Below are 25,264 nucleotides of genomic sequence, written 5' to 3'. Positions count from 1 at the left end.
GCGGCCCGGTGTCAGCCCGCGTGCAGCGCGCCGCGCAGGACGCCGGTCGCCAGCGTGATGGCGGCCTCGGCGGCGTGGGTCTCGCGCAGGGCGTTGAGCATCACGAAGTCGTGGATGATCCCCTGGAAGCGGACCGCGGTGACCGGGACGCCGGCCTCGCGCAGTTTGTTGGCGTAGGCCTCGCCCTCGTCGCGGAGCACGTCGGCCTCGCCGGTGATGACCAGGGCCGGGGGCAGGCCGGTGAGCTGCTCGGTGGTGGCGCGCAGCGGGGACGCGGTGATCTGGGCGCGCTCGGCCTCGTCGGTCGTGTACTGGTCCCAGAACCACTGCATGCCGTCGCGGCGCAGGAAGTAGCCGGTGGCGAACTGGTGGTAGGAGCCGGTGTCGAAGTTCGCGTCGGTCACCGGGTAGAACAGCACCTGCTGCACCAGCGGGACGTCGCCGCGTTCCTTGGCCATCAGGGTGAGCGCGGCCGTCATGTTGCCGCCGACGGAGTCGCCGGCCACGGCCAGCCGGGAGGCGTCCAACCCCTTGGCGGCGCCCTCCTCGACGACCCACTTCGCGACCGTGTAGTTCTGCTCGATGGCGACCGGGTAGCGGGCCTCGGGGGACAGGTCGTACTCGGGGAACACCACGGCGGCGCCCGCGCCGACGGCGAGTTCGCGCACCAGGCGGTCGTGCGTGTGGGCGTTGCCGAACACCCAGCCCGCGCCGTGGATGTAGAGGATCACCGGCAGGGTCCCCTCGGCGCCGGCGGGCCTCACGACACGGGCCCGGACACTGCCCGTCGGACCGCCCGGGACGGTGATCCACTCCTCGTCGATCTGCGGCTTCTCGATGTCGCCGGACTGCACCTCGTCGACCGCCTTGCGCCCCTCCGCCGGGGCCAGGTCGAAGAGGTAGGGCGGGTTGGCCGTGGCCTCGGCGAACGCGGCCGCGGCCGGTTCCAGGACCGGCCGGACCGGTACGACGGCTTCGGAGTCGGACATGTGGTTCTCCCGGGTTCATGGGGTGCGCCGGTCTTTCCGGCGGGATGACGCGGCTTCGGGGCAGGCACGGAAACCTGCGGAGCCGCCGGTCACCACGCTAGGCCGCACCGGCGCCCGCAATTGACCACGGGCGCACCGGATGTGACCCCGCAGTGCACGGAGCGGCAGTGCACTGTCGGAACGCATCGAGTGCACTGCCGGGAAACACGGGCGCTCCGGCGCGCAATAGCCTGGCGGCGCAGCAGTCGAGGGCGCCGGGTACGGGCCGTGCAACACAAAGAAAGCCCGCCCGGAATGCGGATCGGTCCAGCTTCGAGCGCAGAGATTGCGCATGCGCCACATTATTCCCGCCCGCCGCTGCCGGCGCACATGGACGTCGATGCAGAGGCGATCGACGCCGTTCATCCCGCAGGAGGTTGTCGCAAGGTGTCCACGATGCCGGTCGGTGGGCTGGTTCCCCGCGCCACCGACAACGCCGCGGATCTGGTCGTCCGCAACGCGAAGATCCACACCGGAGACCCGGTCCGCCCGCAGGCCGAGGCGATCGCCGTCCGCGACGGTGTCATCACCGTCGTCGGCGACGACAACGACGTCGCCGCCCACGTCGGCCCGGACACCCGGGTGGTCGACGCGCTCGGCCGCCGGATCGTTCCGGGGCTCAACGACGCGCATCTGCATGTCATCCGAGGCGGCCTCAACTACGTACTGGAGCTGCGCTGGGACGGTGTCCCCACCCTGCGCCAGGGCCTGGCCATGCTGCGCGAGCAGGCCGCCCGCACCCCCAAGGGCCAGTGGGTACGCGTGGTGGGCGGATGGTCGGCCGAGCAGTTCGCCGAGCGGCGCCTGCCGACCGTCGCCGAACTGAACGCCGCCGCGCCCGACACCCCGGTGTTCGTCCTGCACCTCTACCAGGCGGCGGTGCTCAACCGGGCGGCTCTGCGGGCGGCCGGGTTCACCCGGGACACCCCCGACCCCCGGGGCGGCCAGATCGTACGGGGCCGGGACGGCGAGCCCACGGGCATGCTGCTGGCCGCCCCCAGCGCCCTCATCCTCTACTCCACCCTGGCCAAGGCCCCGGTGCTGGAAGGGGAGGACAAGAAGACCTCCACCCGTCACTTCCTGCGGGAACTGAACAGGTTCGGTCTCACCTCGGCGATCGACGCGGCCGGAGGATTCCAGAATTTCCCCGACAACTACAGCACGGTCGTCGGCCTGGCGAAGGCCGGTCAGCTGTCGCTGCGCATCGCCTATCACCTCTTCCCGCAGACCGCGGGCCAGGAAATCGACGATCTCACCCGCTGGATCGAAATGGCCCGCCCCGAGGACGGGGACGAATGGCTGCGCCTCAACGGCGCGGGGGAGAATCTGACGTGGGCCGCGGCGGATTTCGAGAACTTCGCCGAGCCGCGCCCGCACCTGGCCGACTATGAAGCGGAATTCGAGAAAGCGGTACGTCTTCTCATGGAGAACGGCTGGGGATTCCGGCTGCACGCCACCTATGACGAGACCATCCGCCGGGACCTGGCGGTGTTCGAGAAACTCGCCGCGGAAGGGCTCTTCCCGGCCGGCAACCGGTGGCTGTTCGACCACGCGGAGACCGTCTCCGCGGACAGTCTGGACCGCATCGCCGCGCTCGGCGGCGCCATGTCCGTGCAGAACCGGCTGTCCTTCCAGGGCGAGGCGTTCCTGCGCCGCTACGGTCCCGGCGCCGCCGCGGACGCCCCGCCGGTCCGGGCCATGCTGGAGCGCGGCCTGACCGTCGGCGCCGGCACCGACGCGACCCGGGTGTCCAGCTACAACCCGTGGGTCGCCCTGCACTGGCTCATCACCGGCCGCACCGTGGGCGACCTGGTCCTCCGCCCGCCGCACAACCGGGTCGACCGCCGGACCGCGCTGGCCATGTTCACCCAGGCGGGTGCCGCGCTGACCGGGGAGGAGGGCGTCAAGGGCGTCCTGCGCCCGGGCTTCCTCGGCGACCTGGCGGTCCTTTCCGAGGACTACTTCACCGTGCCCGAGCCGGCCATCGCGCACATCGAGTCCCTGCTGACGGTCGTCGGCGGCCGCATCGTCTACGCGACCGCCGAGTACGAGGGCCTGGACGAGGAACTGCCGCCGGTCAGCCCCGACTGGAGCCCGGTGGCCCACTTCGGCGGCTATCAGGCCACGCCCGGCACCGGCCTGTCGGGCGCGCGCCAGGCCGAGCTGCTCGGCCAGGCCGTCGCCGAGTCGGAGCAGCACCGTCAGTGGCGCGCCCGGCGCGGTCTGGCCCAGGAATCCGCGAGCACGTTCTTCGACCCCTGCTTCTCCCTCTGATCTCCCGGGAGGGGCCCGGTCAGGAGCCGCCCCTCCCGGGACACCACTTCCACGCGCACCGCCGGCCGCGCGGTCGCGCTCGACAGCGGACACCCGTCCGCGACCAACCCCACACCTGGAAGGGTCCTTTCATGGTCAACATCTCCGAGGTCACCGCTGCCCCCAGCCCCGACCTGCTGACCCCGGACAACTGCGCGGTGCTGTTCATCGACCACCAGCCGCAGATGTTCTTCGGCACCGGCAGCGGCGACCGCACCGCGATCATCAACTCGACCGTCGGCCTGGCGAAGGCGGCCAGGGCGTTCGACGTGCCGGTCGTGCTGAGCACCGTGGCCGCCGAGTCCTTCTCCGGCCCGATCATGCCGCAGCTGGCCGACGTCTTCCCGGACCAGAAGATCATCGACCGGACCACGATGAACGCCTGGGAGGATCCCGCCTTCGTCGAGGCGGTCAAGGCCACCGGCCGCAAGAAGCTGGTCCTCGCCGGCCTGTGGACCGAGGTCTGCGTCGTCCTGCCCACGCTCTCCGCCCTCGCCCAGGGCTACGAGGTCTACGTGGTCACCGACGCGTCCGGCGGCGTCACCCCGCAGGCCCACGAGCACGCCGTGCAGCGCATGATCCAGGGCGGCGCGGTTCCGGTGACCTGGGTGCAGGTACTGCTCGAGCTGCAGCGTGACTGGGCCCGCGCCGAGACCTACCTGTCCGTCATGGACGTGGTGAAGGAGCACGCCGGCGCCTACGGCCTCGGCGTGGTCTACGCGCAGGCCGTCATCGGGGACCACGCCGCCGGCTGACCCGCCGCTCATAGCCAATAACAGTCAAGAACGGTCAGGAACAGGCAGGAAGAGATGGACGCTGGACTGCTGGTCCTCCGGCTGGTCGCGGGGCTCCTCGTCGCCGGCCACGGAGTGCAGAAGGTGAGTTTCCGGCTCGGGGGCCACGGACTGGCAGGCGGGACCGAGGAGTTCCGCCACGACGGGTTCCGCGGCGGCCGGCTGACCGCGATCGTCGCCGGAGCCAGTCAGATCGGTGCCGGTCTGTTCCTGACCGCCGGACTGCTCACGCCCCTGGCCGCGATGGCGGCCATGGGCGTGATGACGGTCGCGGGCACCGTCAAATGGCCCAAGGGCCTGTGGGTGCAGAACGACGGCTACGAATACCCGATGGTCCTCGTCGTCGTCTCCGCGGCGCTGGCCCTCACCGGTCCCGGCCGGTGGTCGCTCGACCAGGCGCTGGGCGTCACGCCCTGGCCGCTGTGGGTGGTTCTCCCCGCGATCGTCATGGGCCCGGTGAGCGGGCTGCTCACCCGCCTGGTGCTGCACCGCCCGTCCGCCGCAACGAAAGGGAAGCCGTATGCGCAGGCTGCTGAATGACGCGGTACGCACGCTCGTACCGCCCGGACAGGACCGCCACGGCCCGCTGCCTCCCCTGATGCTGACGCTGACGGTGGTCACCGGCCTGGTCGACGCGGTGAGCTATCTGGCGCTCGGGCACGTCTTCGTCGCCAACATGACCGGGAACGTGGTGTTCCTGGGATTCGCCCTGGTGGGAGCCGCGAACCTGTCCGCGCTCGCCTCCGTCGTCGCGCTGGCGTCGTTCCTGGCCGGCGCGCTCGCCGGGGGCAGGCTCGGCACCCGTTTCGCCGCCCACCGCGGAAACCTGCTGAAGACGGCCACCGCCGTGCAGACGGTGCTGGTCGCCGTCACCGTGGCTGCCGCCGCGGTCACCGACGGCCGCGTCACCACGTGGGTCCAGTACACGCTGATCGTGTTCCTCGGGCTCGCCATGGGCCTGCAGAACGCGGCCGCCCGGCGCCTCGGCGTCCCGGACCTCACCACGACCGTACTGACCCTGACCCTGACGGGGCTGGCCGCGGACTCCACTCCGGCCGGCGGCGCGGCGCCGCGGCCCGGCCGCCGGATCCTGTCCGTGCTGGCGATGCTCCTCGGCGCCTTCGTCGGGGCCGAACTGGTCCTGCACGGCCACCTCGTGCTCACCCTGAGCCTGACGCTGCTGCTCCTGGTGGTCACCTCGGTGACCACCCACCGCCTCTCGTCCGCCGACCCGGCCTGGACACGGCCGCCCTCATGAGACAGGGGCTGCCGCCCTGAGCCACTGGCTCCCGCCCCGGGACATCGCCGGACGCGAGCCGGACACCGGGGCGGGGCGGCGCCGCGGTTCACGCGTCGACGAGCCCCGTGGGTGAGGCGGGGCACGGCGTCGACGCCTGGGTGTCGCGCCATTCGCGGGGCGCCATCCCGTAGGCGGCCCGGAACACCCGGCTGAAATGCGCGGCGCTGGTGAAACCCCACCGGTGCGCCACCGCGGCGATCGTGGCGCCGCTCGCCTGCCGTGCCAGGTCGCGGCGACACTCCTCCAGACGGCGCCGCTGGATCCACCGGCCCACGGTGGCGTCCTCACCCTCGAACAGCTTGTGCAGGTAGCGCAGTGATATGTGGTGAGCCCGGGCGATGGCCTGCGGGGTGAGATCGGGGTCCGCGAGATGACGGTCGATGAAGTCCTGGATCCGCAGCAGCAGCGCCCGGTTCCCGCCGGGTGTGTCCGGATCCGGCCGGCCGAGGACCTCGTCGGCCAGCACGCCGAGCAGGTCCACGACGTTACGGGCCATCAGTTCGCTGGTGCGCGGCGGGTAGGTCCCGGCGCCGTCGACCAGCCCGGCCAGGAAGGGCGAGAGCAGGGCTCCGAGGGGCGTGTCGGGGCCGAGCGGGGAGGCCGTGACGCGGGCCATCTCGGACTCGCTCAGGCCCAGCACGTCCCTCGGCAGGACGAGGGACTTCGTCCGGAAGGACTGGGGGAGATTCAGCAGCACGGGGCGGGCCATGTCGTAGACGAAGACGTCCCCCGGCCCGAGGATCGCCTCACGGCCGTCCTGCTCCAGCCGGGCGACCCCTCGTTCCAGCAGTTTGACGACCACGTACTCGTCGTCGTCGCTCTGCTGGACGAGCCGGCGCGTCCGCAGCGCGGACAGGCAGTCGCCGCCGTCCACGGTGACGGCCTGGAGCCGGCCGATCGACGCGGTACGGATGGTGCCGGAGTACACCTCGTCGGGGACGGTCATGTCCACGGCGCCGAAGGTGCGCGACAGGGCCTCGCGCCAGTACGCCCGTCTGCGGCCGACGGGCAGCGAATCGGTGGTGTGGAAGCTGCCGGGGGCGCTTCTCTCCTGGACATCCGTCGACATGCTCTCCGTCCTCCAACCGCTGCGTCTTCGGGAACACCGTGCCAGCGGGCACCGGGGCGGCACATCGCGTGAATCCGTGAGATCGGGGGTACGGCACCGAGACGGGACGTCCGGCTACTTGACAGAGCCGCTGGTGGCACCGGCGGTGACGTAGCGCTGGGCGACGACCAGCAGGACCGCCGCGGGGACGGACGCCAGGACCGCGGTGGCCATGACCGCGTTCCACTGATCGGTGTGGGCGCCGAGGTACTGGTAGATGCCCAGGGTGACCGGCCGCACGTCCTCCGTGGTGGTCAGCGTGAGGGCGAACAGGAAGTCGCTCCACGTGAACAGGAAGGTGAAGACGGCTGCGGTGATCAACGCGTTCCGGCTCAGCGGGAGCACCATGTGGCAGAAGACGCGCAGCCGGCCGGCGCCGTCCACGCGCGCGGCCTCGAGGATCTCCCCGGGAATGCTCCGCATGAACGAACGCAGGACGATGACCGCGAAGGGGATTCCCGCGGTGGAATCGGCGAGGACCAGTCCCAGGTGGGAGTTCAGCAGCCCCAGGTCGTTGTAGGCGGGGTAGAGCGCGTTGGCCACGGCGATGCTCGGCACGGTCTGTGTCATCAGGATGCCGAAGACCACCACGTCCGTTCCGCGGAGGGGGAACCGGGCCAGCGCGTAGGCCGCCGGCGCGGCGAGCCCGAGGCTGAGCGCCACGCTTCCGAGGGCCACGACGAGGCTGGTGACCAGGTTGCGTCCCTGGTCGCGCAGCGCCGTGGCGTATCCACCGAGGTCCGGGTGGACCGGGAACCAGCTTCCCCGCAGGGTGTTTCCGGCCGGCTGGAGGGAGGCGTTCACCATCCAGTAGACAGGGAACAGCATCAGCCCCAGCAGGGCGATCCCGACGAGGGTGGACGGCAGGCCGCGGCCCGGTGCGCGCTTCACGGGACCGCCTCTCAGAGGTTCCGGGCACGCCGGCCGGCGCGCAGATGGACGAGGGCGGACACCAGCGAGACGACGACGAGCACGTTGCCCATCGCGGCGCCGCGCCCGAAGTCGAACTGCTGGAAGGACAGTTCGTAGGAGCGGGTGGCGATGGTCTGGGTGGCGTCGGCCGGCCCTCCGCCGGTCACCACGAGGATGATGTCCAGCACTTTGACCGTGTAGACCACGCCCAGCACCAGCACGACGCTCACCACGGGCCGCAGCAGCGGCCAGGTGACATGGCGGAACGACGCCACCGGGCCGGCGCCGTCCAGCTTCGCCGCCTCGTACAGATGCGCCGGTATGTCCTGCAGCCCGCCGTACAGGAGCGCGGTGTTGAAGGGGATTCCGACCCAGACGTTGACCAGGATCACCGACACCAGCGCCTGTGAGGTGCCGGTGAGCCAGGGGATGCCGGACGACGTCAGACCCAGGCCGCGCAGCGCCGCGTTGACGACCCCCGTGTCGGGGTCGAGCATCCACCTCCATGTGGTCCCGGAGACCACCAGCGGCAGCAGCCACGGCAGCAGCAGCAGCGAGCGCAGCACGCCGCCGAGCGGGAAGCGGCGCTGGAAGAACAGGGCGAGGGCCAGGCCGAGCACGAACTGGCCGCCGATCGAGCCCGCGGTGAACAGGACCGTCGTCAGCAGCGCCCCGGGAAACATGTCCGACGACAGGATCTCCGAGTAGTTCCGCAGCCCCACGAACGGCGCGGCACCCGTGTAGAACGTCGTGATCGTGTACCGCTGGAAGCTCATCACGACGTTCTTGACGACCGGCCAGCCGAAGAACAGCAGCAGGTACGCGGCGGCGGGCGCGACGAACATCCACTGGGCGAGCCGTTCCCGGGAAAGCGCCCGGGAACGCGCCCGCCCCAGGTCCAGGTCCAAGCCCCGGTCCAGGTCCAGGCCCCGGTCCCGGTCCCGGTCCTGGTCAGTCGTCGGTCGCGATCCGCTGCGCATGCCTGAGGGCTTCTTCCGGTGTCTGCCGGCCCGTCAGCGCGGACTGGATCGCGGTGTATATCCCGGTCGCCGCTCTGGGCCACCTGACGCCGAGTTCGCCGGTACGGGCCCGGGCCGCTTCGACGCTCTCGGCGAAGGCGGCCATCGACGGGACCCGCTCGGCGTACCGGGCGGCCACCGCGGGGCGGGAGGGCACCGTGAAGTGCTGCTCGGCCACGGTGAGCATGCTGGCGGAGCTGTTCAGGCAGGCGAGGACCTGGGCCGCCTTCTTCTGCCGGGCCTCGGAAGCGCTCCGCGGTACCGTCCACACCTCACCGCCGAGGGGTGTGACCGCGGTCTGCCCCGCCCGGGGAACGGGGACCGGAGCGACGCCCCAGTGCAGGTCCGGCTGTTCCTTCAGCGCGGGGATCCGCCAGGGACCGTTGATCATCATGGCCGTCCGGCCGGCGGCGAACTGGTCGTGGACGTCGGCCTGTGTCCAGTTCAGCACCGACTTCGACATGGATCCGCTCCTGACCAGGTCGACCCACAGCTGAAGCGCCTGTGCGGCCTCGGGCGTGTCCAGCCGTTTCTCGTCCCCGCCGTTGGACCACAGGAAGGGCAGGAACTGCCAGGTGCCCTCGAACGTGGCGTTCGCGTCGACGGCCATGCCGTAGCGCCCGGGGCGGGTCAGTTCGGCCGCCGCGGCCTTCAGCTCCCGCCAGGTTTTCGGTACGGCGACACCGGCTTCGGCGAGCATGTCCTTGTTGTAGAAGAGGGCGACGGTGCTGACGGCGGGAGCCAGTCCGTACACCTTCCCCCGGTAGGTGCCCGCCGACCGGATGCCCTCGGCGAATCCGCTGGTGTCGATGCCGTACCGGTCCAGCGGAGTCAGCGCACCGGACTGCGCGATCTGCTGCAGGTCGGGGTTGTCCAGCATCAGCAGGTCGGGAAGGGTCCGCGAGGACGCCTGCTGCAGGACCTTGGGGACGAGCGACGCCCCCGGAACGCTGGTCTGCTCGACCTTGACACCGGCGGTCCTGCCGCAGCGGGTGAGCAGTTCGCCCCACTGGGCGTGTTCGCGCGCGTCGGTGTAGTAGTCGAGCGCCGTGATGGTGGTGACCTCGCCGGTGGCGGATCCGGCGGCGGTTCCACCGCTGCAGCCGGTGGCGGCCAGTGAAAGGGCGACGATTCCGGTCACGAGGGCGGCGATCCGCCGCGCCGGCGGTCTGGCCGGTGAGATCATGCGTCTGCCTTTACCGAGTGACGAGTGACGAGTGACGAGTAAAGGTCACGTCTGTGGCCGGGGTCGGTGCCGGGAGGGTCTCCCGAGTCCGGCAGGCGTCATCAGACCATGCCGGTGTCGTCCGTTCGGGCGAATGCTATAGGCCGCGGCCATCCGCCTGCTCGACCGCTTCCCGGATCATCGCCGCCACGGCGTCGGGCTGCGACAGCACCACGGCGTGCGAGCCGTCCAGCAGGTATTCGGTGGCCGCCATGCGCTGCGCCATGAAGCGCTGAGCGGTGGGGCTGAGCATCCGGTCGGCGGTCGCGATGGCGTACCAGGACGGCTTGGAGGCCCAGGCCGGCGGGCCCGATCTGCCGGTCAACGCGCCACAGGCGATCGGCCGTTGGACCACGGACAGCACCTCCTCCACGCCGGACGGCAGGTCGGCGGCGTACACCTGGGAGAACCGCTCCCTGCGGATGTACAGCTCGCTCTCCCGGCTGCCGGGGATCCGGACCGGGAGGGCGGCGATCCGGGTCGCCTCGGCCGACGGCACCGGGGCGAAGCGGTTGGTGATGTCCAGGACGCACTCACCCGCGTCGAGGCCGAACGCCGCCACGTAGCACAACGCCACTACGTTGTCGTCGTCGGTGGCGGCGTGGGTGATGACGGCGCCGCCGTAGTCGTGGCCGACCAGCACGACGGGCACGTCGATCTCGCGCACCGCGCTCCTGATGTAGGCGGCGTCCTGCTCCAGCCCGCGCAGCGGGTTCGCCAGCGCCCGTACGGTCATCCCGGCGGCGTGCAGGAGGCTGACGACCGACGCCCAGCACGAGGCATCGGCGAACGCGCCGTGCACCAGCACGACGGCCGGCGGTGCTGCGGGGGTGAGCGGGTGCATGCCGGTGACCTCCGACTGAGTGTGGCGATTCCCCAGCCAAGCGCGGGCGGGGCGGGCGTGGCATCGCGTGAACGTACCAATGATCCACTCAGCCGTCGGGCAGGGCCATGACCACGTTCGCCAGCTGTACCCGGGAGTTGACCGCCAGCTTGCGGAAGACGGAGGTCAGGTGAGTGTTGACGGTGTGCGGGGAGACGACGAGCAGGTCGGCGGCCGACCGGTTGGTGTGGCCCTGGGCGATGAGGCGCGCGACCTTCTGCTCCGAGGCGGTGAGGGCGTCCCAGCCCTGAACGGGGCGCTGCACGGCCGCTGCCCCGCGGGTGCCGGCCCCCGCACCGTCCAGCTCGTGCCGCAGGCGTGCCGCCGCCGCGTGGGCGCCCGACTCCGCGAACATGCCCCGGGCGCGCGCCAGCGCGGCGGCCGCCCGGCGTTTTTGGCCCGCCGCGAGGAGCGCCCGTCCGAGATCGGCGTACGCGGCGGCCCGGACCAGTGGGCGGGGGCTCGCCTCGAGCAGCGTCACGGAGCGTTCCAACAGGGCGAGATCGTCCCGCACCAGCCCGAGCGCCTGCGCCGCGATGCCCGTGGCGGTCGGCACGGCGGGGTTGCGCCGGGCATGGGCCCCGGCCTGCGCGGCCAGGTCCTCGGCGAGTTCCCGGTCCGCGCCGCGCAGGGCCATGCGTATCGCGGAATCGACCCAGTGACGCAGCAGCCGCCACCGCATGAAGGAGCCTGCCTCCTGCACCTGCCGGATCCTGGCGACGGCAAGGCCGACGTCCCCGTCCGCCTCGGCGTGGACCGCCTCCAGGAAGCGCACCGCGGCCGTGTTGCCCGGGTTCGGTTTGACCGCCAGCCGCTCCCGCGCCGCTACCAGGTGCTCGCGCGCCGCCTCCCGGTCGCCGCGCAGCAGGGCGATCCGGGAGCGGATCACCCGACCGTTCACCTGCTGCACGGGTATGTGTACGTCGTCCTCCAGCCGCTCCATGGTCGCGAAGCCGGCATCGGCGTCGTCGAGCCGGCCGAGCCCCAGATCGTGCTGTCCCTGCGCCCACAGCAGCATCGCCTGGCGCGTGGCCCCGGCGCTCTCCGCCGCCCGCAGGAGCAGTCGCCCGCCGGACGCGAAGTCGTCCAGGTGCAGGTGCGCGACGACCTCTTCGGGCAGGAAGGCGGAGTCGATGGTGGTCAGCGCGGCGAAACGCTCCAGCGCGAGCGCGTTCTCACCCGCGTTCTGCGCGATCTCGCCGAGCCCGGACAGGGCCAGCACGTGCGCCTCCCGGTCACCGATCGCGGTGGCGGCACGCAACGCGTCCTCGCCGGCCGCACGCGCCGCGTCGAGGTCGGGCCCCCGGGACAGAGCCAGCGCCCGCAGCGCGGCCAGCCTCGCCCCGGCCTCCGTGGCGGCGCCCGCGACGGCGAGGGCGGACTCGGTCCTGCGGAGCAGTTCCTCGGCGCGGTCCATCTGCCACAGCGTCCCGCCGAGGGCGGCCTGCAGCCGGCTGAACACAACCAGCGGCGGCCGGCGGGTCAGCAGCCGGTCACCGGTCGACAGGGCCTCCCGGCTCCGGCCGGCCCGGGTCAGGACGAGGATCGCCTGCTCGCCCACGTCGAACATCAGCGGATGGCCGGACGGCACCAACTCCAGGGCGCGTGTCATGAGGTCGGCGGCGAGGCACGGCGTGACCGGCAGCACGTCCTCGGCGGCCTGCCGCAGCAGCGCCACGGCCTCCTCGTCCCCGGGCAGGGCGCCCCTGAGGATGTGCGGTACCGCGTCGATCGGCCGGCGGCCCGCGGAGACGAGGTGGCCGGCAGCCTCCCGGTGCAGCGCCTTCCGGGCGGACGGCGGGATGTCGACGTAGACCGCCTGGCGCAGCAGGTCATGACGGAAGACCAGATGGTCGCCGTCGTCGTCCAGCAGTCCGGCGCGCATCGCCTCCTCGAGCTCCGAGAGCAGCGCGGCGGGCGTCCGGCCGCACAGCGCGGCGGCGTCGTGGAAGCCGAAGCTGCGCCCCAGCACGGCTCCCATCTGGAGGAAGCGCAGGGTGCCGGGCTGCAGGGACTTGAGTCTGCCGCGCACCCCCAACACGAGCGTCGAGGGCACCGAGTCGCCCGAGACCTCGGCGCCGTCCAGTCCCGCGAGCATCTCGACCGCGAGGAACGGGTTCCCGCCCGCCCCGTCGAGCAGGTCCCGCACCCGCCCGTCGACGGCCGCGCCGAGGACGTCGTCGGCGAGCTGGCTGATGGCCGCGCCGGACAGCGGCCCCAGGGGCACCGTGACCGTCGGAAGCGCGTCGGCCGCGGCCGCGGCGATCTCCTCCGCCGGCCCGGCGGGATCCGGGCGGCCGGCCAGTATCCACAGGACCGGCGAGGTCCGCAGGCGCGCCGGAAGCTGCTTCAGGGCGAACAGGCTCAGCTGGTCGGCCCATTGCACGTCGTCCAGGGCGATCAGCACCGGCATGTCGCCGGCCCTGGCCTCGATCGCCTCCGCGAGACGCTCCACCAGCCAGATCCGCTGGTCCTGGTTGCGGGCGAGGTCGGCGAAGGCGTCGCCGGACAGCAGCGGCTGCTCGCCGCGCAGGACGCAGGCCGCCAACGACGACAGCGGCACGATGCGGTGCAGTTCGTCGGCCTTGCCCAGGCCGACCGAGAACCCCGCCGCCCCGGCCCTGCTGACGGCCTCCGCGAGCAGCGTGGTCTTGCCGATGCCCGGTTCCCCCTGGATGAGGGCGAGCCCGCCGCTTCCGGTGCGGGCCACCGAGGCGATCAGCGTCCGCAACTCGTCGAGTTCGGCCTCCCGGCCGCGCAGACCGCTACGGGTCAGCGATTCGCCCGACCCCAACACTTGTGCCCCTTCCGGCCCACACTCGCCTGCCGGACGCCGCCCGATGCCGACGAGTGCCCGCACCAGGCGGCAGCATATCCGGTCTCCGAAGTAATGATCTTGTCCGAAGTCCAAGGGCCGTGGACGCGTCCTGCGGCCCCACCGTGCCGGACCCCTTGCCGTGCTTCCCGGACGCCGGCCGGTGTCAGAGGTTCGCGTTCGCGGTGCCCGGCTCGGCCGCCGTGCCCGGCCGGCGCTCGGTGGTCCAGTAGAGGAGCGCGAGCAGCGGGAGGGCGGCGCCGAGGACGGTCAGGGCGGCCCAGCCGCCGGCGTGGTAGACGGCGGAGCCGAGCTGGGAGCCGACCGCGCCACCGACGAAGAACATGGCGATGAAGGCGCTGTTGAGGCGGGCCCGCGCGGCGGAGTCGAGCTGGTAGACGGTGTGCTGGCCGAGGATCAGGGTGGTCTGTACGGCCATGTCGATGACGATCGCGGCCAGGGCGATCAGTACGACGCTGTGCCCGCCGAACCCGGCCAGCGCGAAGGCCAGCGCGGCCGCCACGAACGCGGCGCCGGTCATGGGGCGGACGAGCCCGCGGTCGGCCCAGTGGCCGGCGAACGGGGCCACGGCCGCGCCGGCCGCGCCGACGAGGGCGAACACGCCGACCCCGATCGGGGAGTAGTGGAAGCGGGGGCCGGTCAGCACGAAGGAGACCGTGGTCCAGAAGGCGCTGAAGGCGCCGAACATCGCCGCCTGGTACAGACCGCGCCGCGGCAGCGCCGGGTGGGTGCGCACCAGCCGGACGGTGGAGCGCAGCACGTGGTGGTACGGGATGGTCGTGGTCGGCGCGTGCCGCGGCAGGGCCAGGCGCAGGGCCAGGGCGAGCACCGCCATCAGGGCCGCGGAGCCGAGGAAGACGACGCGCCAGCCGGCGAGATCGGAGACCACGCTGCTCAGGGTGCGGGAGAGCAGGATTCCGGTGAGCAGCCCGCTCATCACCCGGCCGACGATGCGGCCGCGGGCGTCATCGGGAGCGAGACCGGCGGCGAACGGCACGAGGATCTGGGCGACCACCGAGGTGGCCCCGCTGACCAGCGAGGCGATCAGCAGCATGGGAAAACTGGTGGCGAGCCCCGCCGCCACCAGGGCGAGGGTCGTGACCGCCAGCAGGACGGTGATCAGGCCGCGCTTCTCCAGCCGGTCGCCGAGCGGGACCAGGAAGAGCATGCCGATCACGTAGCCGACCTGGGTGAGCGTGATCAGGGTGCCGGCGGTGGCCGTGCTGGTGTGGAAGACACCGCTCAGCGCGGACAGCAGGGGCTGGGCGTAGTAGAGGTTGGCGACCGTCATGCCGGAGGCGACGGCCAGGAGCGCGACCAGCCATCCCGGCACGCCGTGCGGGGCCGTCGTGGTTTCGGTCCGGTGAGAGGTCCGGGGCTCGGACGATGCGGACATGTGCGCCTTCTTGAAGGAGCGGGCCGGGGGACCGGCGCGGGCGGACGTGCTGTGAGTGGCCGGCGGCTTCCTCGGCGCCGGCACACAGGCCTCAGCGTGATCCGCCCCTCGCTTCTTCCTCGCTCGGTGCGATGGTTCGGGATATCGGTTATCGCGGATGGAGATGAAGGCCGCGGTGTTCGCCCCGTCGGGCGGTCACCGCCCCAGCACGGTCTCCAGCCACCGCAGGACGTCGGGGGTCACGGGGTCGGCGATGTCGGCGAATTCGTCGTGCTTCTCCAGGAACTTCGCCACGTAGGGGCAGACCGGAACGATGCGCTTCCCCACGGCGCGCACGTCGGTGAGGGCGTGCTGGACGAGGACCGAGGCCAGGCCCTGCCCGGCGAAGGCGTCGCCGACTTCGGTGTGGTAGAAAACGCGCTGGTCGTCGTGGTCGCGATAGGCGGTGAGGCCGGCGACCGTGCCGTCGACGAGGATCTCGTACCGGTGCTTCTCGTCGACTCGCCGGACGGTCGGAGTGGTGGCGGGCTGTGCCATGGTGCGCCTTTCAGTGGTGCGTCGGGTTCTTGCGCGGGGCGATGGTGGTGCGGGGCAGGGCGGGTGCGGGAAGGCGGTGGCCGTCGTGACCGTCGACGCCGCCGAAGCGGTCGGATCCGTTCTCCCAGGCTTGCCGGGCCTCGACGATGTCCTCGTGGCTGCGGCCGATGAAGTTCCACCACATGACGATCTGTTCCTCGAACGGCGTCCCGCCGAGCAGGACCGCACGAGCGGGGGCGTCCGTCTCGTTCGTCAGGGTCAGGGTGTCGTGTCCCGTGCCGAGGCAGCCCAGTTCCGCCGGGCGCAGGAGCGTTCCGGCCATGCGGACGTCCCCCTGGTCGACGAGCAGGCCGTGCTCGAAGTCCGCGCTCACCGGGAGCGTGGTCGTCGAGCCCGGGTCGAGGACGAGTTCGGCGCCGAGCAGGGGCGTGAAGGTCCGCACCGGGGAGGTGTCGCCGGCGAGGGATCCCAGGAACACCCTGATGCCGGCCCCGCCCGCCCGGACCGGGCCCGGCACGTAGTGGCTGAAGTCGCGGCCGGTGTGCCGGTGCGCTTCGGGCAGCGCCACCCACAGTTGGACGCCGTGCAGGACCGTGGTGCCGGCGGTGGACACCTCGGAGTGGCTGATGCCGTACCCGCCCGTCATCAGGTTCAGCTCGCCGGGGCGTACGAACGCGTGGACGCCCAGGCTGTCGCGGTGCTCGATCTCCCCGCTGAACAGCCAGCTCACGGTCTGCAGACCGGTGTGCGGATGGGGAGGGACGTCCATGCCGCCGGTGTCGGCGACGTCGTCCGGGCCGTAGTGGTCGACGAAGCACCAGGCGCCGATCAGTGTCCGGGCCCGCTGCGGCAGCGTGCGCCGTACGGTCATGGCTCGTGGGCCGCCCAGGGGCACGTCCCGTGCGGACAGCACGTCGACCCGCGGCGGGATCGGTTGGTTCATCGTCGACTTCCTTCAGGGCGGTGAGGGCGGCGCATGCCCGGACCGACCGGGACGGGTACGCGCGTGCGGACGTCTCAGGGTTCCAGGACGGCTGGGAAGGGCAACCGGCGGCCTGCGGGCCACCGCCCCGCGGCGGTCGGCCGCGGGGCGGCCCGGCTCACTCGGCGGTCGCCCGCACGGCCTCCTCGATCAGCTCCACGACGCGCTCGGGGTGGGCGAGCATCACCAGGTGCGAGGAGTCGACCTCCACGGTGGTCATCCCGGCCCGGCGGTAGCCGTGACGCTGCACATCGGGGTTGAGGGTGTGGTCTGCGGTGGCGACCAGCCCCCAGGAGGGCTTGGTCTTCCAGGCCGCGCTCGGCGCCTTCTCGCTGAAGGCCAGCGCGGCCAGCGGACGCTGGGAGACGGCGAGCACGGAGGCCAGGCCGGGGTCGACGTCGGCGGCGAAGACGGCGGGGAACTTGTCGATCTCGACCGACACATCGGTGCCCGGGGTGTCCGAACCCTCGACCGGGAACGGCGTGTACACGAGGGCGGAGGCGAGGTCGGAGTCCGGGAAGCCGCCCTGCAGCTCGCCCAGGCTCTCGTTCTCCTCCAGGGCATAACCGGCCAGGTAGACCAGCGCCCTGACGTTGTCCTCCACCCCGGCGACGGTGATGACGGCGCCGCCGTAGGAGTGCCCGACCAGGACGACCGGTCCGGGTGTCTGACGGACGACCGAGGCCACGTACGCGGAATCGCACAGCAGGCTGCGGTTGGGCACCGCCGGGGCCACCACGTCCAGGCCGCGGGCGATCAGTTCCGGGATGACGCGGGCGAAGCTGGAGGCATCGGCGAAGGCGCCGTGAACCAGGACGACGGTCGGACGGTCGGAACGGGACACGAAACAACTCCCTGTGAATGTCGTGGTGATCGGCTGACACGCGGCCGGCCGGGCGGGAACGGGTCCGCCGCTTGGCCGCTTGGCCGCCTGGCCGTCTGGCCGCTTCGCCGTTTCGCCGGGAGCGAGCGGCGCCGGAGAGCGGAACCACCGCCTCGACCGAGGCGCTTCACCGGGCCGGACCGACACATACGGCGTCCGGCCGGGGACGGACCGCGGGTGCGAACAGCACGTTAGGAGCGGCCGGGGAAGGCGTCTTGTCTGTCGGTGCATCACCTGTGGTCCGTGCGCGCCCGCGAGAGGAGCGGGGGCGGTGGCCTGGCACTTCCAGGCAACAAGCGGTGCGTCGGAGGACAACAGGCGGTGCGGCGCTCGCCTTAGCGTGCGGACATCCCGTGCCGCGCATGCCGAGACGAAACCTGGTCCTGCGCGTGCCACCCACTCCGTACGAAGGAACGAAGCCCGTGCCATACATCACCGTGGGCCAGGAGAACTCCACCGCCATCGACCTGTACTACGAGGACCACGGCACCGGGCAGCCGGTCGTCCTCATCCACGGCTTCCCGCTCGACGGCCACTCCTGGGAGCGGCAGAGCGCCGTGCTGCTGGACGCCGGCTACCGCGTGATCACCTACGACCGCCGTGGCTTCGGCCAGTCCAGCCAGCCGACCACCGGCTACGACTACGACACCTTCGCGGCCGACCTGAACACCGTGCTGGAGACCCTCGATCTGCGCGACGCCGTCCTGGTCGGCTTCTCCATGGGCACCGGAGAGGTCGCCCGGTACGTGTCCCGCTACGGCACCGCCCGGATCGCCAAGGTCGCCTTCCTGGCCTCGCTGGAGCCCTGCCTGCTGAAGACCGACGACAACCCCGACGGGGTCGCCCCGAAGGAGTTCTTCGACGGCGTCGTCGCGGCGGTCAAGGCGGACCGTTACGCGTACTACACGGACTTCTACAAGGACTTCTACAACCTCGACGAGAACCTCGGCAGCAGGATCAGCGAGGAGGCCGTGCGCAACAGCTGGAACGTCGCGGCGGGCGGCGGCTTCTTCGCGGCCGCCGCCGCGCCGTCCACCTGGTACACCGACTTCCGGGCCGACATCCCGGCCATCGACGTGCCGGCCCTCATCCTGCACGGCACGGGCGACCGCATCCTGCCCGTCGAGGGAACCGCGCGCCCCTTCCACAAGGCGCTCCCGTCCGCCGACTACGTGGAGATCGAGGGAGCCCCGCACGGTCTGCTGTGGACCCACGCGGAGGAGGTCAACACCGCGCTCCTCGCCTTCCTGCGGAAGTGACCCCGCCGCAGGCCCGCTCGACGGGCCTGCGCACGGGCCGCGCCGGCCGGCCGCCGGAGCCGGCCGCACGCACGTCAGTTCCCCGGCTGCCGCTCCCGTTCACGGGCCGCCCGGCGCAACCGCGCGGGTGTGCTCCCGGTGGCCAGCCGGAAGGCCCGGCCGAAGGCGGACTCCGAGCTGTACCCGACGGCGCCGGCGACGGCGCCGACGGGACGGTCGGTGCCTGTGAGCAGGTCGGCCGCGAGCAGCATCCGCAGCCGGGTCAGGTAGTCGCCCGGGTTCATCCCCGCCTCGCGGGCGAAGTGCCGGATGAAGGTCGCCCGGGACATGGCGTTGAGGGCGGCGAACTTCTCGATGTCCCAGTCGTGGGCGGGGTCGCCGAGCACCGCCTCGGTCACGGTCCGTACGACGTCCTCGGCCGAGGCGAGCCACACCGTCCGCCCGAGCCCCGGTGTGCCGCGCAGCGCCATCGCCAGCAGGATGTCGCACAGCGCGTCCAGCACCGCCTCGGTGCCCGGGGTGGCGGCGCGGGCCTCCGCACGCATGAGGTCGCTGAGCGGTCCCAGCGCTCCGAGGCGGCCCAGGGAGTCCGGTGCGTCGCCCGCCCCGGCCCCGAGGCGGACGTGGACGACCTCGGGAAGCATGCTCATCAGGACCTGCCCCGGTCCCGGCTCCCAGGCGTAGTGGCCGCAGAACAGGTCGACGGGGTCATCCGGTCCGCTCCGCCGGGCGTTCGCGGCACGCTCCGTCGTCTCGTCCGTAGTCTCTGCCGTCACCTGGGCCGTCGCGTTGCCGACGAGTTCGTACGGGCCCGCGTCACGGCGCTCGACGTGCGCTGCCGTCCGCCTGCCCCGGACGTGCATCCGGTGCGCCGCGCCGCGCGGAAGGAGCACCAGGTCGCCCGCCGCCACCTCGATCCGCCGGCCGGGCAGTTCCAGCTCACAGGCGCCGCTCAGCAGCAGGTGGAACGGGGCCTGACCGGCCCCGGACGCCGGATTGTCCAGGGTGTAGCGGCCGGCGACCAGGCAGCGGACGTCCACGCTGCCGCGCAGGCGCGCGAGACGGATGAGGCGACTCAGAGCGTCCATGAAACTTCCTCGACAGAAAATGCGACATCCTCACCTTGTCATCGCGTTGCGCAGGAGGGAAGGTCAGGGGCATGGACACCATGCATGTCGATCTCCTCGTCATCGGCTTCGGCAAGGGCGGCAAGACGCTCGCCGCGCGGATGGGTGCCGCCGGACGCCGCGTCGTCCTCGTCGAGCAGTCGTCGCAGATGTACGGCGGCACCTGCATCAACATCGGCTGTGTGCCGACGAAGGCCCTGATCCACCACGCGCAGGCGCGTCGCCCCGATGAGCCGCCGCGCGACGCCCTGCGCGCCGCGGTCCGCAAGACCATGTCGCTGACCGAGGCGCTGCGGGACCGTAATTTCAGCATGCTCGACGACATCGACTCCGTCACCGTGATCACGGGGCGGGCGCGCTTCCTCGACGAGAAGTCCGTCGAGGTGAGCGCCGGTGACGACCGGCTGGTCGTCACCGCGCCGACGATCGTCGTCAACACCGGTGCCGAGCCGGTGCTCCCGGACGTTCCCGGTCTCCGCTCCAGCGCGTACACGCGCGTCAGCACCGACTTGGTGCGCGGGACCGAACTGCCCGCCCGCATGGCAGTCCTCGGCGCGGGCTACCTCGGGCTCGAATTCGCCGGGATGTACCGGAAGTTCGGGTCCGAGGTCACCGTGCTGGAGGCCGGACCGCGGATCCTGCCGCGCGAGGACGCGGACGTGGCGCGGGCCGTCGTCGACGTCCTCCGGGACGAGGGCGTCACCTTCGTCACGGGAGCCGAGGTCACGCGGATCACGGACGGCGCGGGGCACGCCACGGTGCACTACCGGGTCGCCGGCCAGGACCACGCCCTCGACGCCGAGGCCGTGCTGGCCGCCACCGGCCGCAGGCCCGCGACCGCCGGGCTGGGGCTGGCGGCGGCGGGAGTGCGGACCACCGACAGGGGCGCGATCGTGGTGGACGAGCACCTGCGTACCAGCAGACCGCACATCTACGCGGTCGGCGACGTCAACGGCGGGCCGCAGTTCACCTACATCTCCCTCGACGACAGCCGCGTCGTCGCCGACCAGTTGCTCGGCTCCGGGGCCCGTACGACGGCGGACCGCGAGGCCGTCCCCTACACCCTGTTCACGACTCCGCCGCTGTCCCGGGTGGGCATGACCGAGCGCGAGGCGCGTGAACGCGGCCACGACGTGCGGGTCGCGGCGAAGCCCGTCGCGCGGATCGCCGCCATGCCGCGCGCGAAGATCGTCGGCGAGACCCGCGGCCTGATGAAGTTCGTGATCGACGCCGCCACGGACCGCGTCCTCGGCGCCGCTCTGCTGAGCGTCGACTCCCAGGAGCTGATCAACACGGTCGCCCTGGCCATGCGGCACGGGGTCACGGCGAGTGAACTCCGCGACACCGTCTACACCCACCCCAGTTCGACCGAGGCGTTCAACGAAGTCCTCGCCGCGGTGCGTCAGTAGCCCGTCGTGGGTCGGCGGCGCTCACGGTCGCCGACGCCGGCCCTGAGCGGCCCTGGACGTGGTCCCGCCGTGCACATCATGTGCCCGAGAGTGACTCCTGCCGGTCTCTCCGGCGGACGCCGAGCGCCCGGTGAACGGCGCGGATACGCTGGGGACTCGCCGTCGCCCGGAGGGGGCCGGTGCATGGAAGGCGCGTGACAGGACGGCTGAACCGTCGCCCCGCGCCGAACCGGGAACGAGGAGCGCAGTTGACCGACGAAGCGATGGGCGACGACGTCTACCAGCCGGACGGTTCCGAGGTGCAGGACGACGTCGGGGTGCTGGACGCCTCGGACACTCTGGACTACCGGGCGGGCGACGAGGCTCTCGACGAGGGGTATTCGCCTCCGGAGCGGCCGTGGGGCGTGCAGCACACCGGCGTCACGGCGGCCGAGCGGCTGCGTGGGGAGAGCCTGGACGAGCGTCTGGCCGAGGAGGAGCCCGACGTCGCGATGCGGCTGGGTGACGGTATCGGGGACACCTGGGACACCGACGGTGAGCTCCTGGACGCGGAGGTCGGCGACGAACGGGCGGGCCGTCTCCTCGCGCCCGACGCGGGCGACGCGTTGGCCCGGCGGTCCGGCCTGGTCGCCTCCGACGTGGGCCTGGACGGCGCCGGCGCCTCGGCGGAGGAGGCGGCCATGCATCTCGTCGCCGAGTCCGACACGTACCTCGAAGGCTGAGCGGAGGACACTCGGGTGACGGCTCGCCCACCCGCCGGACGGGCCGTCACCGTCTGACCGACGCCCGACGCCCGGCGGCGCGGGCCGGGCACCGGCAGTCGCAAATGATCGGCGGGCCGGCGGCCTGCGGCCGTACGCTCACCGCATGACTGCCGACAAACGAATCGAGCAGGCCCGACTCCTCTACGAGCGGGCCGTCTTCGGCGGAGACGGTGATGCCCTGGCCGTCGCGGAAGCCGGACTCGACAGCCTCGAGGCCGACGTCGCCCTTGCCCGAGGCCGCCTCGTGCATGCCCGCTTCCTGGAGGAGCACGTCGAAGACGCACAGGAGCTGGAACTCTTCGAGCGCGCAGCGACTTTGTACGAGCGGGCCGGCGATGCGCGGGGAGAGGGCGAGGCACTCTTCTGGGCAGGCACCTTCCACCAGGTGGTCCGCGGTGATACGGAGAAAGCCCTGCCTGCCTTCACCCGTGCCCTCGGTCTGGCCACCGCGGCCGACGACAAGCTGACGAAGTCCTACGTGCTGCGACACCTCGGCTTCGCCGAGCACATGGCCGGAGAGACGGAGGCGGCGAAAGCACGCCTGGAGGAGTCCACCCGCCTCCGTCGCGAGATCGGCTTTCTGCCGGGAGTCGCCGCGAACCTGATCACCCTTGCCGAGTTCGCCGCGGAGGAGGGTCGCCAGGGCGACGTGGCGGCGCTGCTGGACGAGGCCACGGCACTGGCCGAGAAGAGTGGAGCAAGGGGTGTTCTGGGCTGGGCGACGGCAGCGCGTGAAAGGCTCGGCCCGGTGTGACGACGCTGCCGTTCGGCAGTTGTGTCCGGTTCGCCCGCGACGCCGCCAGGGCTGTCATACGGGCCGTCGGCCGGGACCCGCGTCTGCCGGCCGTCGGCACACGTGTGCGTCGGTCGGTCCACGGAGAAGCGTGCCGTGATGACCGCGCGGGCGAGGGTGTGCGTCGACAGGTTGAGGCCGGGGACGCCGGTGTCGCGCCGTGGTCCGGGCCGAGGCTCTGATCGGTCATCCGGCACGGGCGGTGCAGGGGGCGGGTGCCGGGCCGTCACCAGCGCACCGCGGTGAAGTCGACCGGGCGGGGCCGCAGTTCGCGGGTCCGCGCGGTCAGCCGTCGCAGCCGCCGGGCCATGTCGTCGGCGGGGAGGCGCCGGCGGTCGCCGTGGCCCGGCAGCAGCCACTCGAAGCGCAGTCGGCCGACGGTCCGGGCCAGAGAGGAGGCCAGCTCCTCGATGGAGTACCAGGTGACACTGTCGGCCACCTCGACGTCCGCGGTCGTGCGCGACCAGTAGAAGCTGTCGCCGCTGAAGCAGTACCGCTCGTCGGCGAGGTAGAGCACGCTGCCCCGCGTGTGTCCGGGGAGCGGGAAGGCGACGACACCGTCGGTGATCTCCGCCGGGTCGGTGCCACGGAGTACGCGGTCGGCGTCCGGGGCGGCATCGAGGTCGCCCTCGTGGATCCACAGCCGGGCGCCGAAGCGGTCGGCGTAAGCGCGGCCGTGTGCGGCGTGGTCGCGGTGGGTGAGCAGGACGTCGGTGACGGGGCCCAGCGTCTCGTAGCGCGTGGCCGACGACGTGCTCCAGCGCGGCGTGTCCACCATGACCGCGGTGCCGTCGGGGCGGCGTAACAGGTAGGAGTTGGCTCCCGCGGTGCGCGGGGAGTTGTGCCCGCACAGGTACACGGTGTCGTCCAGAGCCATCGGAAACGGGTCCCATGCCGCGTCCAGCCGTCCGGCCGGCGGACGGACGGACCGCGTGGGGCAGGCGTACGCGGCGGCATGGAGCTGCCGGAGCTCGGACCGGCCGTGTGGCCGGCGCAGCATGACCGAGCGGCCCCCGGCCTCGCCGATCAGGCCGGGGGCAAGCTGCCGGGCCACGTCGCAGTTGGTGCAACGCCCGTCCACATGCCAGTCGCCCTCGAACTGCTCATCGCCCATGGCCCGCTCCTTCCACGCCGCGCCCGCCGGCCGGCCGCTCACCATCAGGGATATCCCGGGCCGTGCGGACGAAGGAAGAGAGCCTGGACCTTGTACTTGCGGCAGCACGCTGCTCTGGGCGGTCCGGACGCCGCCGGTCAGGACGTTCGGGTCTGCGGACCGCCGGAGCCGACGCGCCGCTCACCCGTCCGGACGTGCTGGGCGGGCCGTGGCCGCGGCCGGCGGTCAGCATGGGCGGGTGCCGTCCCGTGGACGAGGGGAGACGTATGACCGACACCGACATCGACGCAACCGGTGGACGTCGGCGCCCCCGAGGACGCCACGATCCGGATCACGGTCCCGTCGACCTGAGGCGTCTCGGGGCGAACCCGGACTACTGGTATCCGGTGGCCCGGTCGGGGGATGTGCGCAAGGGCCGGGTGGTCGCCACCGCCTTCGCCGGTGAGCGCATCGCGCTCTACCGCGGTGAGAGCGGCGCGGTCCACGCGCTGGAGGACCGGTGCGCCCACCGGCAGGTGCCGCTGAGCATGGGCGTCGTGGACGGCGAGGTGCTCCGCTGCTGCTATCACGCGTGGGCCTACCGAGGCGACGGCCGGATCTCGCAGATCCCGTACCTGTCCAAGGGCGACCACCGGCCGCCGCGCGGCGTGCGCGGCTACCCCGTCCACGAGGCCTACGGCCTGCTGTTCGTGTTCCCCGGCGACCCGCGGCAGGCATCGGCCGCCGCGCTGCCCGTGCTGCCGGAGTTCGGCTCACCCCGGTACCGGACCATGACCTTCTCCCGGTCGGTGCGCTGCCACTACTCGTTCATGCACGAGAACCTGCTCGACATGAACCACCAGTTCCTGCACCGGGGTGTGGTCGGCAGACTCCGCCCCGAACTGCTGGAACACCGGACCTCCGCACGATCCGTGGAGGCCAGGTACCTGTTCACCCACGCCGGCGGGAAGCGCAACCTCGGCGCCGGTCTGCTGGCCGGCGAGGGCCTGCGCGGCGGCGATTCCGCCGATGTGATGACCATCCGGACCGAGTACCCCTACCAGACGCTCGACCTCGTCCCGGAGAAGGCCGAGCGTCCCGCCTTCCGCCTCTGGGTGGCGTACGTTCCCGAGGGCGCCGAGCAGCGGACCTGCCGCGCCTTCGGGCTGCTCATGATCGAGAAGCCCCGGATGCCCGGCGTCCTTCCTCTGGCCTGGCCGTTGATCAGGCGCTTCACCGAGCGGGTGTTCGCCGAGGACCGCATGGCCGTCGAAGCCGAGCAGCGGGCGTGGGACGAGCAGGGCGAGGACCGCAACCAGGAGGTCTTCCCCCTGATCCTGGACGTCCGGGAAGTGCTGCGGGCCAACGGCGTCCCGCTTGCCGGCGGATGCCGGCCCGCGGCTTGCGGGACCACCCCGCCGTGCGACCGGCCGGCGTCGGCCGACGGCCACAGCGGCTCGCGACCGGACGCGTCTGCGCGCCCGGGCGGGCGGGCGGACGGCGGAGAGTGAACAACGGTCATCCGTGAGGCAGTTGACAGGCCGCCGCACCCGCCCGCCACCCGACGAGATGCCTGCTTGCATAATGCATGGGAATCACGCAG

22 protein-coding genes are annotated in these 25,264 nt (G+C 72.1%); 9 read left to right on the top strand and 13 right to left on the bottom strand.

Features of this window, described 5'->3' with window-relative positions:
• Nucleotides 1–11: 11 nt before the first annotated feature.
• Nucleotides 12–989, bottom strand: coding sequence for an alpha/beta hydrolase (locus ACZ5GT_RS15980; RefSeq protein WP_469022501.1), 978 nt, complete (start codon nt 987–989; stop codon nt 12–14).
• Nucleotides 990–1,424: 435 nt separating this feature from the next.
• On the opposite strand from ACZ5GT_RS15980, the gene ACZ5GT_RS15975 reads away from it, so the two are divergent.
• The 4 genes from ACZ5GT_RS15975 (at nt 1,425) to ACZ5GT_RS15960 (ending at nt 5,393) form a co-directional block, all read left to right on the top strand.
• Nucleotides 1,425–3,302, top strand: coding sequence for an amidohydrolase (locus ACZ5GT_RS15975; protein ID WP_469022677.1), 1,878 nt, complete (start codon nt 1,425–1,427; stop codon nt 3,300–3,302).
• 131 nt (nt 3,303–3,433) lie between these two features.
• The gene (locus ACZ5GT_RS15970; RefSeq protein ID WP_469022498.1) at nt 3,434–4,096 is read left to right on the top strand and encodes a hydrolase; all 663 of its coding nucleotides are present in this window, start codon (nt 3,434–3,436) and stop codon (nt 4,094–4,096) included.
• A gap of 54 nt (nt 4,097–4,150) precedes the next feature.
• Nucleotides 4,151–4,675, top strand: coding sequence for a DoxX family protein (locus tag ACZ5GT_RS15965; protein WP_469022495.1), 525 nt, complete (start codon nt 4,151–4,153; stop codon nt 4,673–4,675).
• Complete coding sequence (locus tag ACZ5GT_RS15960) at nt 4,656–5,393, top strand: YoaK family protein (RefSeq protein ID WP_469022493.1); 738 nt, start codon at nt 4,656–4,658, stop codon at nt 5,391–5,393. Before ACZ5GT_RS15965 ends, ACZ5GT_RS15960 begins: the two co-directional genes overlap by 20 nt.
• An 88-nt stretch (nt 5,394–5,481) precedes the next feature.
• On the opposite strand, the gene ACZ5GT_RS15955 is transcribed toward ACZ5GT_RS15960, so the two are convergent.
• The 10 genes from ACZ5GT_RS15955 to ACZ5GT_RS15910 form a co-directional block, all read right to left on the bottom strand.
• Entirely contained in the window at nt 5,482–6,504 is a 1,023-nt protein-coding gene (locus ACZ5GT_RS15955; protein ID WP_469022491.1) for an AraC-like ligand-binding domain-containing protein, read from the bottom strand.
• Nucleotides 6,505–6,618: 114 nt separating this feature from the next.
• Nucleotides 6,619–7,434: a carbohydrate ABC transporter permease gene (locus tag ACZ5GT_RS15950; RefSeq protein WP_469022489.1), complete on the bottom strand. Its 816-nt coding sequence runs from the start codon at nt 7,432–7,434 to the stop codon at nt 6,619–6,621.
• Nucleotides 7,435–7,445: 11 nt separating this feature from the next.
• Nucleotides 7,446–8,300: a carbohydrate ABC transporter permease gene (locus ACZ5GT_RS15945; protein ID WP_469022675.1), complete on the bottom strand. Its 855-nt coding sequence runs from the start codon at nt 8,298–8,300 to the stop codon at nt 7,446–7,448.
• A gap of 106 nt (nt 8,301–8,406) precedes the next feature.
• Nucleotides 8,407–9,660 (bottom strand): sugar ABC transporter substrate-binding protein, encoded by a 1,254-nt coding sequence (locus ACZ5GT_RS15940; RefSeq protein WP_469022487.1) that lies wholly within the window; start codon nt 9,658–9,660, stop codon nt 8,407–8,409.
• Between the two features lie 136 nt (nt 9,661–9,796).
• Nucleotides 9,797–10,543 (bottom strand): alpha/beta fold hydrolase, encoded by a 747-nt coding sequence (locus ACZ5GT_RS15935; protein WP_469022485.1) that lies wholly within the window; start codon nt 10,541–10,543, stop codon nt 9,797–9,799.
• Nucleotides 10,544–10,631: 88 nt separating this feature from the next.
• Complete coding sequence (locus ACZ5GT_RS15930) at nt 10,632–13,379, bottom strand: helix-turn-helix transcriptional regulator (protein ID WP_469022480.1); 2,748 nt, start codon at nt 13,377–13,379, stop codon at nt 10,632–10,634.
• Between the two features lie 184 nt (nt 13,380–13,563).
• A complete protein-coding gene (locus tag ACZ5GT_RS15925; RefSeq protein WP_469022477.1) occupies nt 13,564–14,814 on the bottom strand; it encodes an MFS transporter in 1,251 nt (416 codons plus the stop codon).
• 195 nt (nt 14,815–15,009) lie between these two features.
• Nucleotides 15,010–15,351 (bottom strand): GNAT family N-acetyltransferase, encoded by a 342-nt coding sequence (locus ACZ5GT_RS15920; protein ID WP_469022474.1) that lies wholly within the window; start codon nt 15,349–15,351, stop codon nt 15,010–15,012.
• Between the two features lie 10 nt (nt 15,352–15,361).
• Nucleotides 15,362–16,294: a pirin family protein gene (locus tag ACZ5GT_RS15915; protein ID WP_469022471.1), complete on the bottom strand. Its 933-nt coding sequence runs from the start codon at nt 16,292–16,294 to the stop codon at nt 15,362–15,364.
• A 157-nt stretch (nt 16,295–16,451) separates the two neighbouring features.
• On the bottom strand, nt 16,452–17,177 hold the full coding sequence (locus tag ACZ5GT_RS15910; RefSeq protein WP_469022468.1) for an alpha/beta fold hydrolase: 726 nt from the start codon (nt 17,175–17,177) through the stop codon (nt 16,452–16,454).
• A gap of 461 nt (nt 17,178–17,638) precedes the next feature.
• On the opposite strand from ACZ5GT_RS15910, the gene ACZ5GT_RS15905 reads away from it, so the two are divergent.
• Nucleotides 17,639–18,475, top strand: a complete 837-nt coding sequence (locus ACZ5GT_RS15905; RefSeq protein ID WP_469022465.1) for an alpha/beta fold hydrolase — start codon at nt 17,639–17,641, stop codon at nt 18,473–18,475.
• A gap of 74 nt (nt 18,476–18,549) precedes the next feature.
• Here ACZ5GT_RS15905 and ACZ5GT_RS15900 read toward each other — a convergent pair whose 3' ends face one another.
• Complete coding sequence (locus ACZ5GT_RS15900; RefSeq protein WP_469022462.1) at nt 18,550–19,563, bottom strand: AraC family transcriptional regulator; 1,014 nt, start codon at nt 19,561–19,563, stop codon at nt 18,550–18,552.
• Nucleotides 19,564–19,634: 71 nt separating this feature from the next.
• Between ACZ5GT_RS15900 and ACZ5GT_RS15895 the strand changes: the two genes are divergently transcribed.
• The 3 genes from ACZ5GT_RS15895 to ACZ5GT_RS15885 all read left to right on the top strand — a co-directional run bounded on the left by ACZ5GT_RS15895 (nt 19,635) and on the right by ACZ5GT_RS15885 (nt 22,529).
• Nucleotides 19,635–21,011 (top strand): FAD-dependent oxidoreductase, encoded by a 1,377-nt coding sequence (locus tag ACZ5GT_RS15895; RefSeq protein WP_469022456.1) that lies wholly within the window; start codon nt 19,635–19,637, stop codon nt 21,009–21,011.
• Nucleotides 21,012–21,274: 263 nt separating this feature from the next.
• On the top strand, nt 21,275–21,733 hold the full coding sequence (locus ACZ5GT_RS15890; RefSeq protein ID WP_469022671.1) for a DUF5709 domain-containing protein: 459 nt from the start codon (nt 21,275–21,277) through the stop codon (nt 21,731–21,733).
• Between the two features lie 145 nt (nt 21,734–21,878).
• The gene (locus ACZ5GT_RS15885) at nt 21,879–22,529 is read left to right on the top strand and encodes a tetratricopeptide repeat protein (protein ID WP_469022453.1); all 651 of its coding nucleotides are present in this window, start codon (nt 21,879–21,881) and stop codon (nt 22,527–22,529) included.
• 265 nt (nt 22,530–22,794) lie between these two features.
• On the opposite strand, the gene ACZ5GT_RS15880 is transcribed toward ACZ5GT_RS15885, so the two are convergent.
• Entirely contained in the window at nt 22,795–23,682 is an 888-nt protein-coding gene (locus tag ACZ5GT_RS15880; protein WP_469022448.1) for an MBL fold metallo-hydrolase, read from the bottom strand.
• Between the two features lie 266 nt (nt 23,683–23,948).
• Between ACZ5GT_RS15880 and ACZ5GT_RS15875 the strand changes: the two genes are divergently transcribed.
• Complete coding sequence (locus tag ACZ5GT_RS15875; protein WP_469022442.1) at nt 23,949–25,172, top strand: Rieske 2Fe-2S domain-containing protein; 1,224 nt, start codon at nt 23,949–23,951, stop codon at nt 25,170–25,172.
• Nucleotides 25,173–25,264 lie beyond the last annotated feature (92 nt).

Source organism: Streptomyces sp. NPDC031340 (assembly GCF_055569945.1).
This window is presented reverse-complemented; position numbering and strand designations above follow the sequence as displayed.

What these genes read in the sequence shown, in the direction of transcription:
- ACZ5GT_RS15880 (WP_469022448.1), bottom strand. Translation starts at nt 23,682, where the DNA reads ATGGGCGATGAGCAGTTCGAGGGCGACTGGCATGTGGACGGGCGTTGC.
- ACZ5GT_RS15920 (WP_469022474.1), bottom strand. Translation starts at nt 15,351, where the DNA reads ATGGCACAGCCCGCCACCACTCCGACCGTCCGGCGAGTCGACGAGAAG.
- ACZ5GT_RS15875 (WP_469022442.1), top strand. Translation starts at nt 23,949, where the DNA reads ATGACCGACACCGACATCGACGCAACCGGTGGACGTCGGCGCCCCCGA.
- ACZ5GT_RS15890 (WP_469022671.1), top strand. Translation starts at nt 21,275, where the DNA reads ATGGGCGACGACGTCTACCAGCCGGACGGTTCCGAGGTGCAGGACGAC.
- ACZ5GT_RS15895 (WP_469022456.1), top strand. Translation starts at nt 19,635, where the DNA reads ATGGACACCATGCATGTCGATCTCCTCGTCATCGGCTTCGGCAAGGGC.
- ACZ5GT_RS15955 (WP_469022491.1), bottom strand. Translation starts at nt 6,504, where the DNA reads ATGTCGACGGATGTCCAGGAGAGAAGCGCCCCCGGCAGCTTCCACACC.
- ACZ5GT_RS15975 (WP_469022677.1), top strand. Translation starts at nt 1,425, where the DNA reads ATGCCGGTCGGTGGGCTGGTTCCCCGCGCCACCGACAACGCCGCGGAT.
- ACZ5GT_RS15900 (WP_469022462.1), bottom strand. Translation starts at nt 19,563, where the DNA reads ATGGACGCTCTGAGTCGCCTCATCCGTCTCGCGCGCCTGCGCGGCAGC.
- ACZ5GT_RS15915 (WP_469022471.1), bottom strand. Translation starts at nt 16,294, where the DNA reads ATGAACCAACCGATCCCGCCGCGGGTCGACGTGCTGTCCGCACGGGAC.
- ACZ5GT_RS15960 (WP_469022493.1), top strand. Translation starts at nt 4,656, where the DNA reads ATGCGCAGGCTGCTGAATGACGCGGTACGCACGCTCGTACCGCCCGGA.
- ACZ5GT_RS15965 (WP_469022495.1), top strand. Translation starts at nt 4,151, where the DNA reads ATGGACGCTGGACTGCTGGTCCTCCGGCTGGTCGCGGGGCTCCTCGTC.
- ACZ5GT_RS15935 (WP_469022485.1), bottom strand. Translation starts at nt 10,543, where the DNA reads ATGCACCCGCTCACCCCCGCAGCACCGCCGGCCGTCGTGCTGGTGCAC.
- ACZ5GT_RS15940 (WP_469022487.1), bottom strand. Translation starts at nt 9,660, where the DNA reads ATGATCTCACCGGCCAGACCGCCGGCGCGGCGGATCGCCGCCCTCGTG.
- ACZ5GT_RS15945 (WP_469022675.1), bottom strand. Translation starts at nt 8,300, where the DNA reads ATGTTCGTCGCGCCCGCCGCCGCGTACCTGCTGCTGTTCTTCGGCTGG.
- ACZ5GT_RS15980 (WP_469022501.1), bottom strand. Translation starts at nt 989, where the DNA reads ATGTCCGACTCCGAAGCCGTCGTACCGGTCCGGCCGGTCCTGGAACCG.
- ACZ5GT_RS15925 (WP_469022477.1), bottom strand. Translation starts at nt 14,814, where the DNA reads ATGTCCGCATCGTCCGAGCCCCGGACCTCTCACCGGACCGAAACCACG.
- ACZ5GT_RS15885 (WP_469022453.1), top strand. Translation starts at nt 21,879, where the DNA reads ATGACTGCCGACAAACGAATCGAGCAGGCCCGACTCCTCTACGAGCGG.
- ACZ5GT_RS15970 (WP_469022498.1), top strand. Translation starts at nt 3,434, where the DNA reads ATGGTCAACATCTCCGAGGTCACCGCTGCCCCCAGCCCCGACCTGCTG.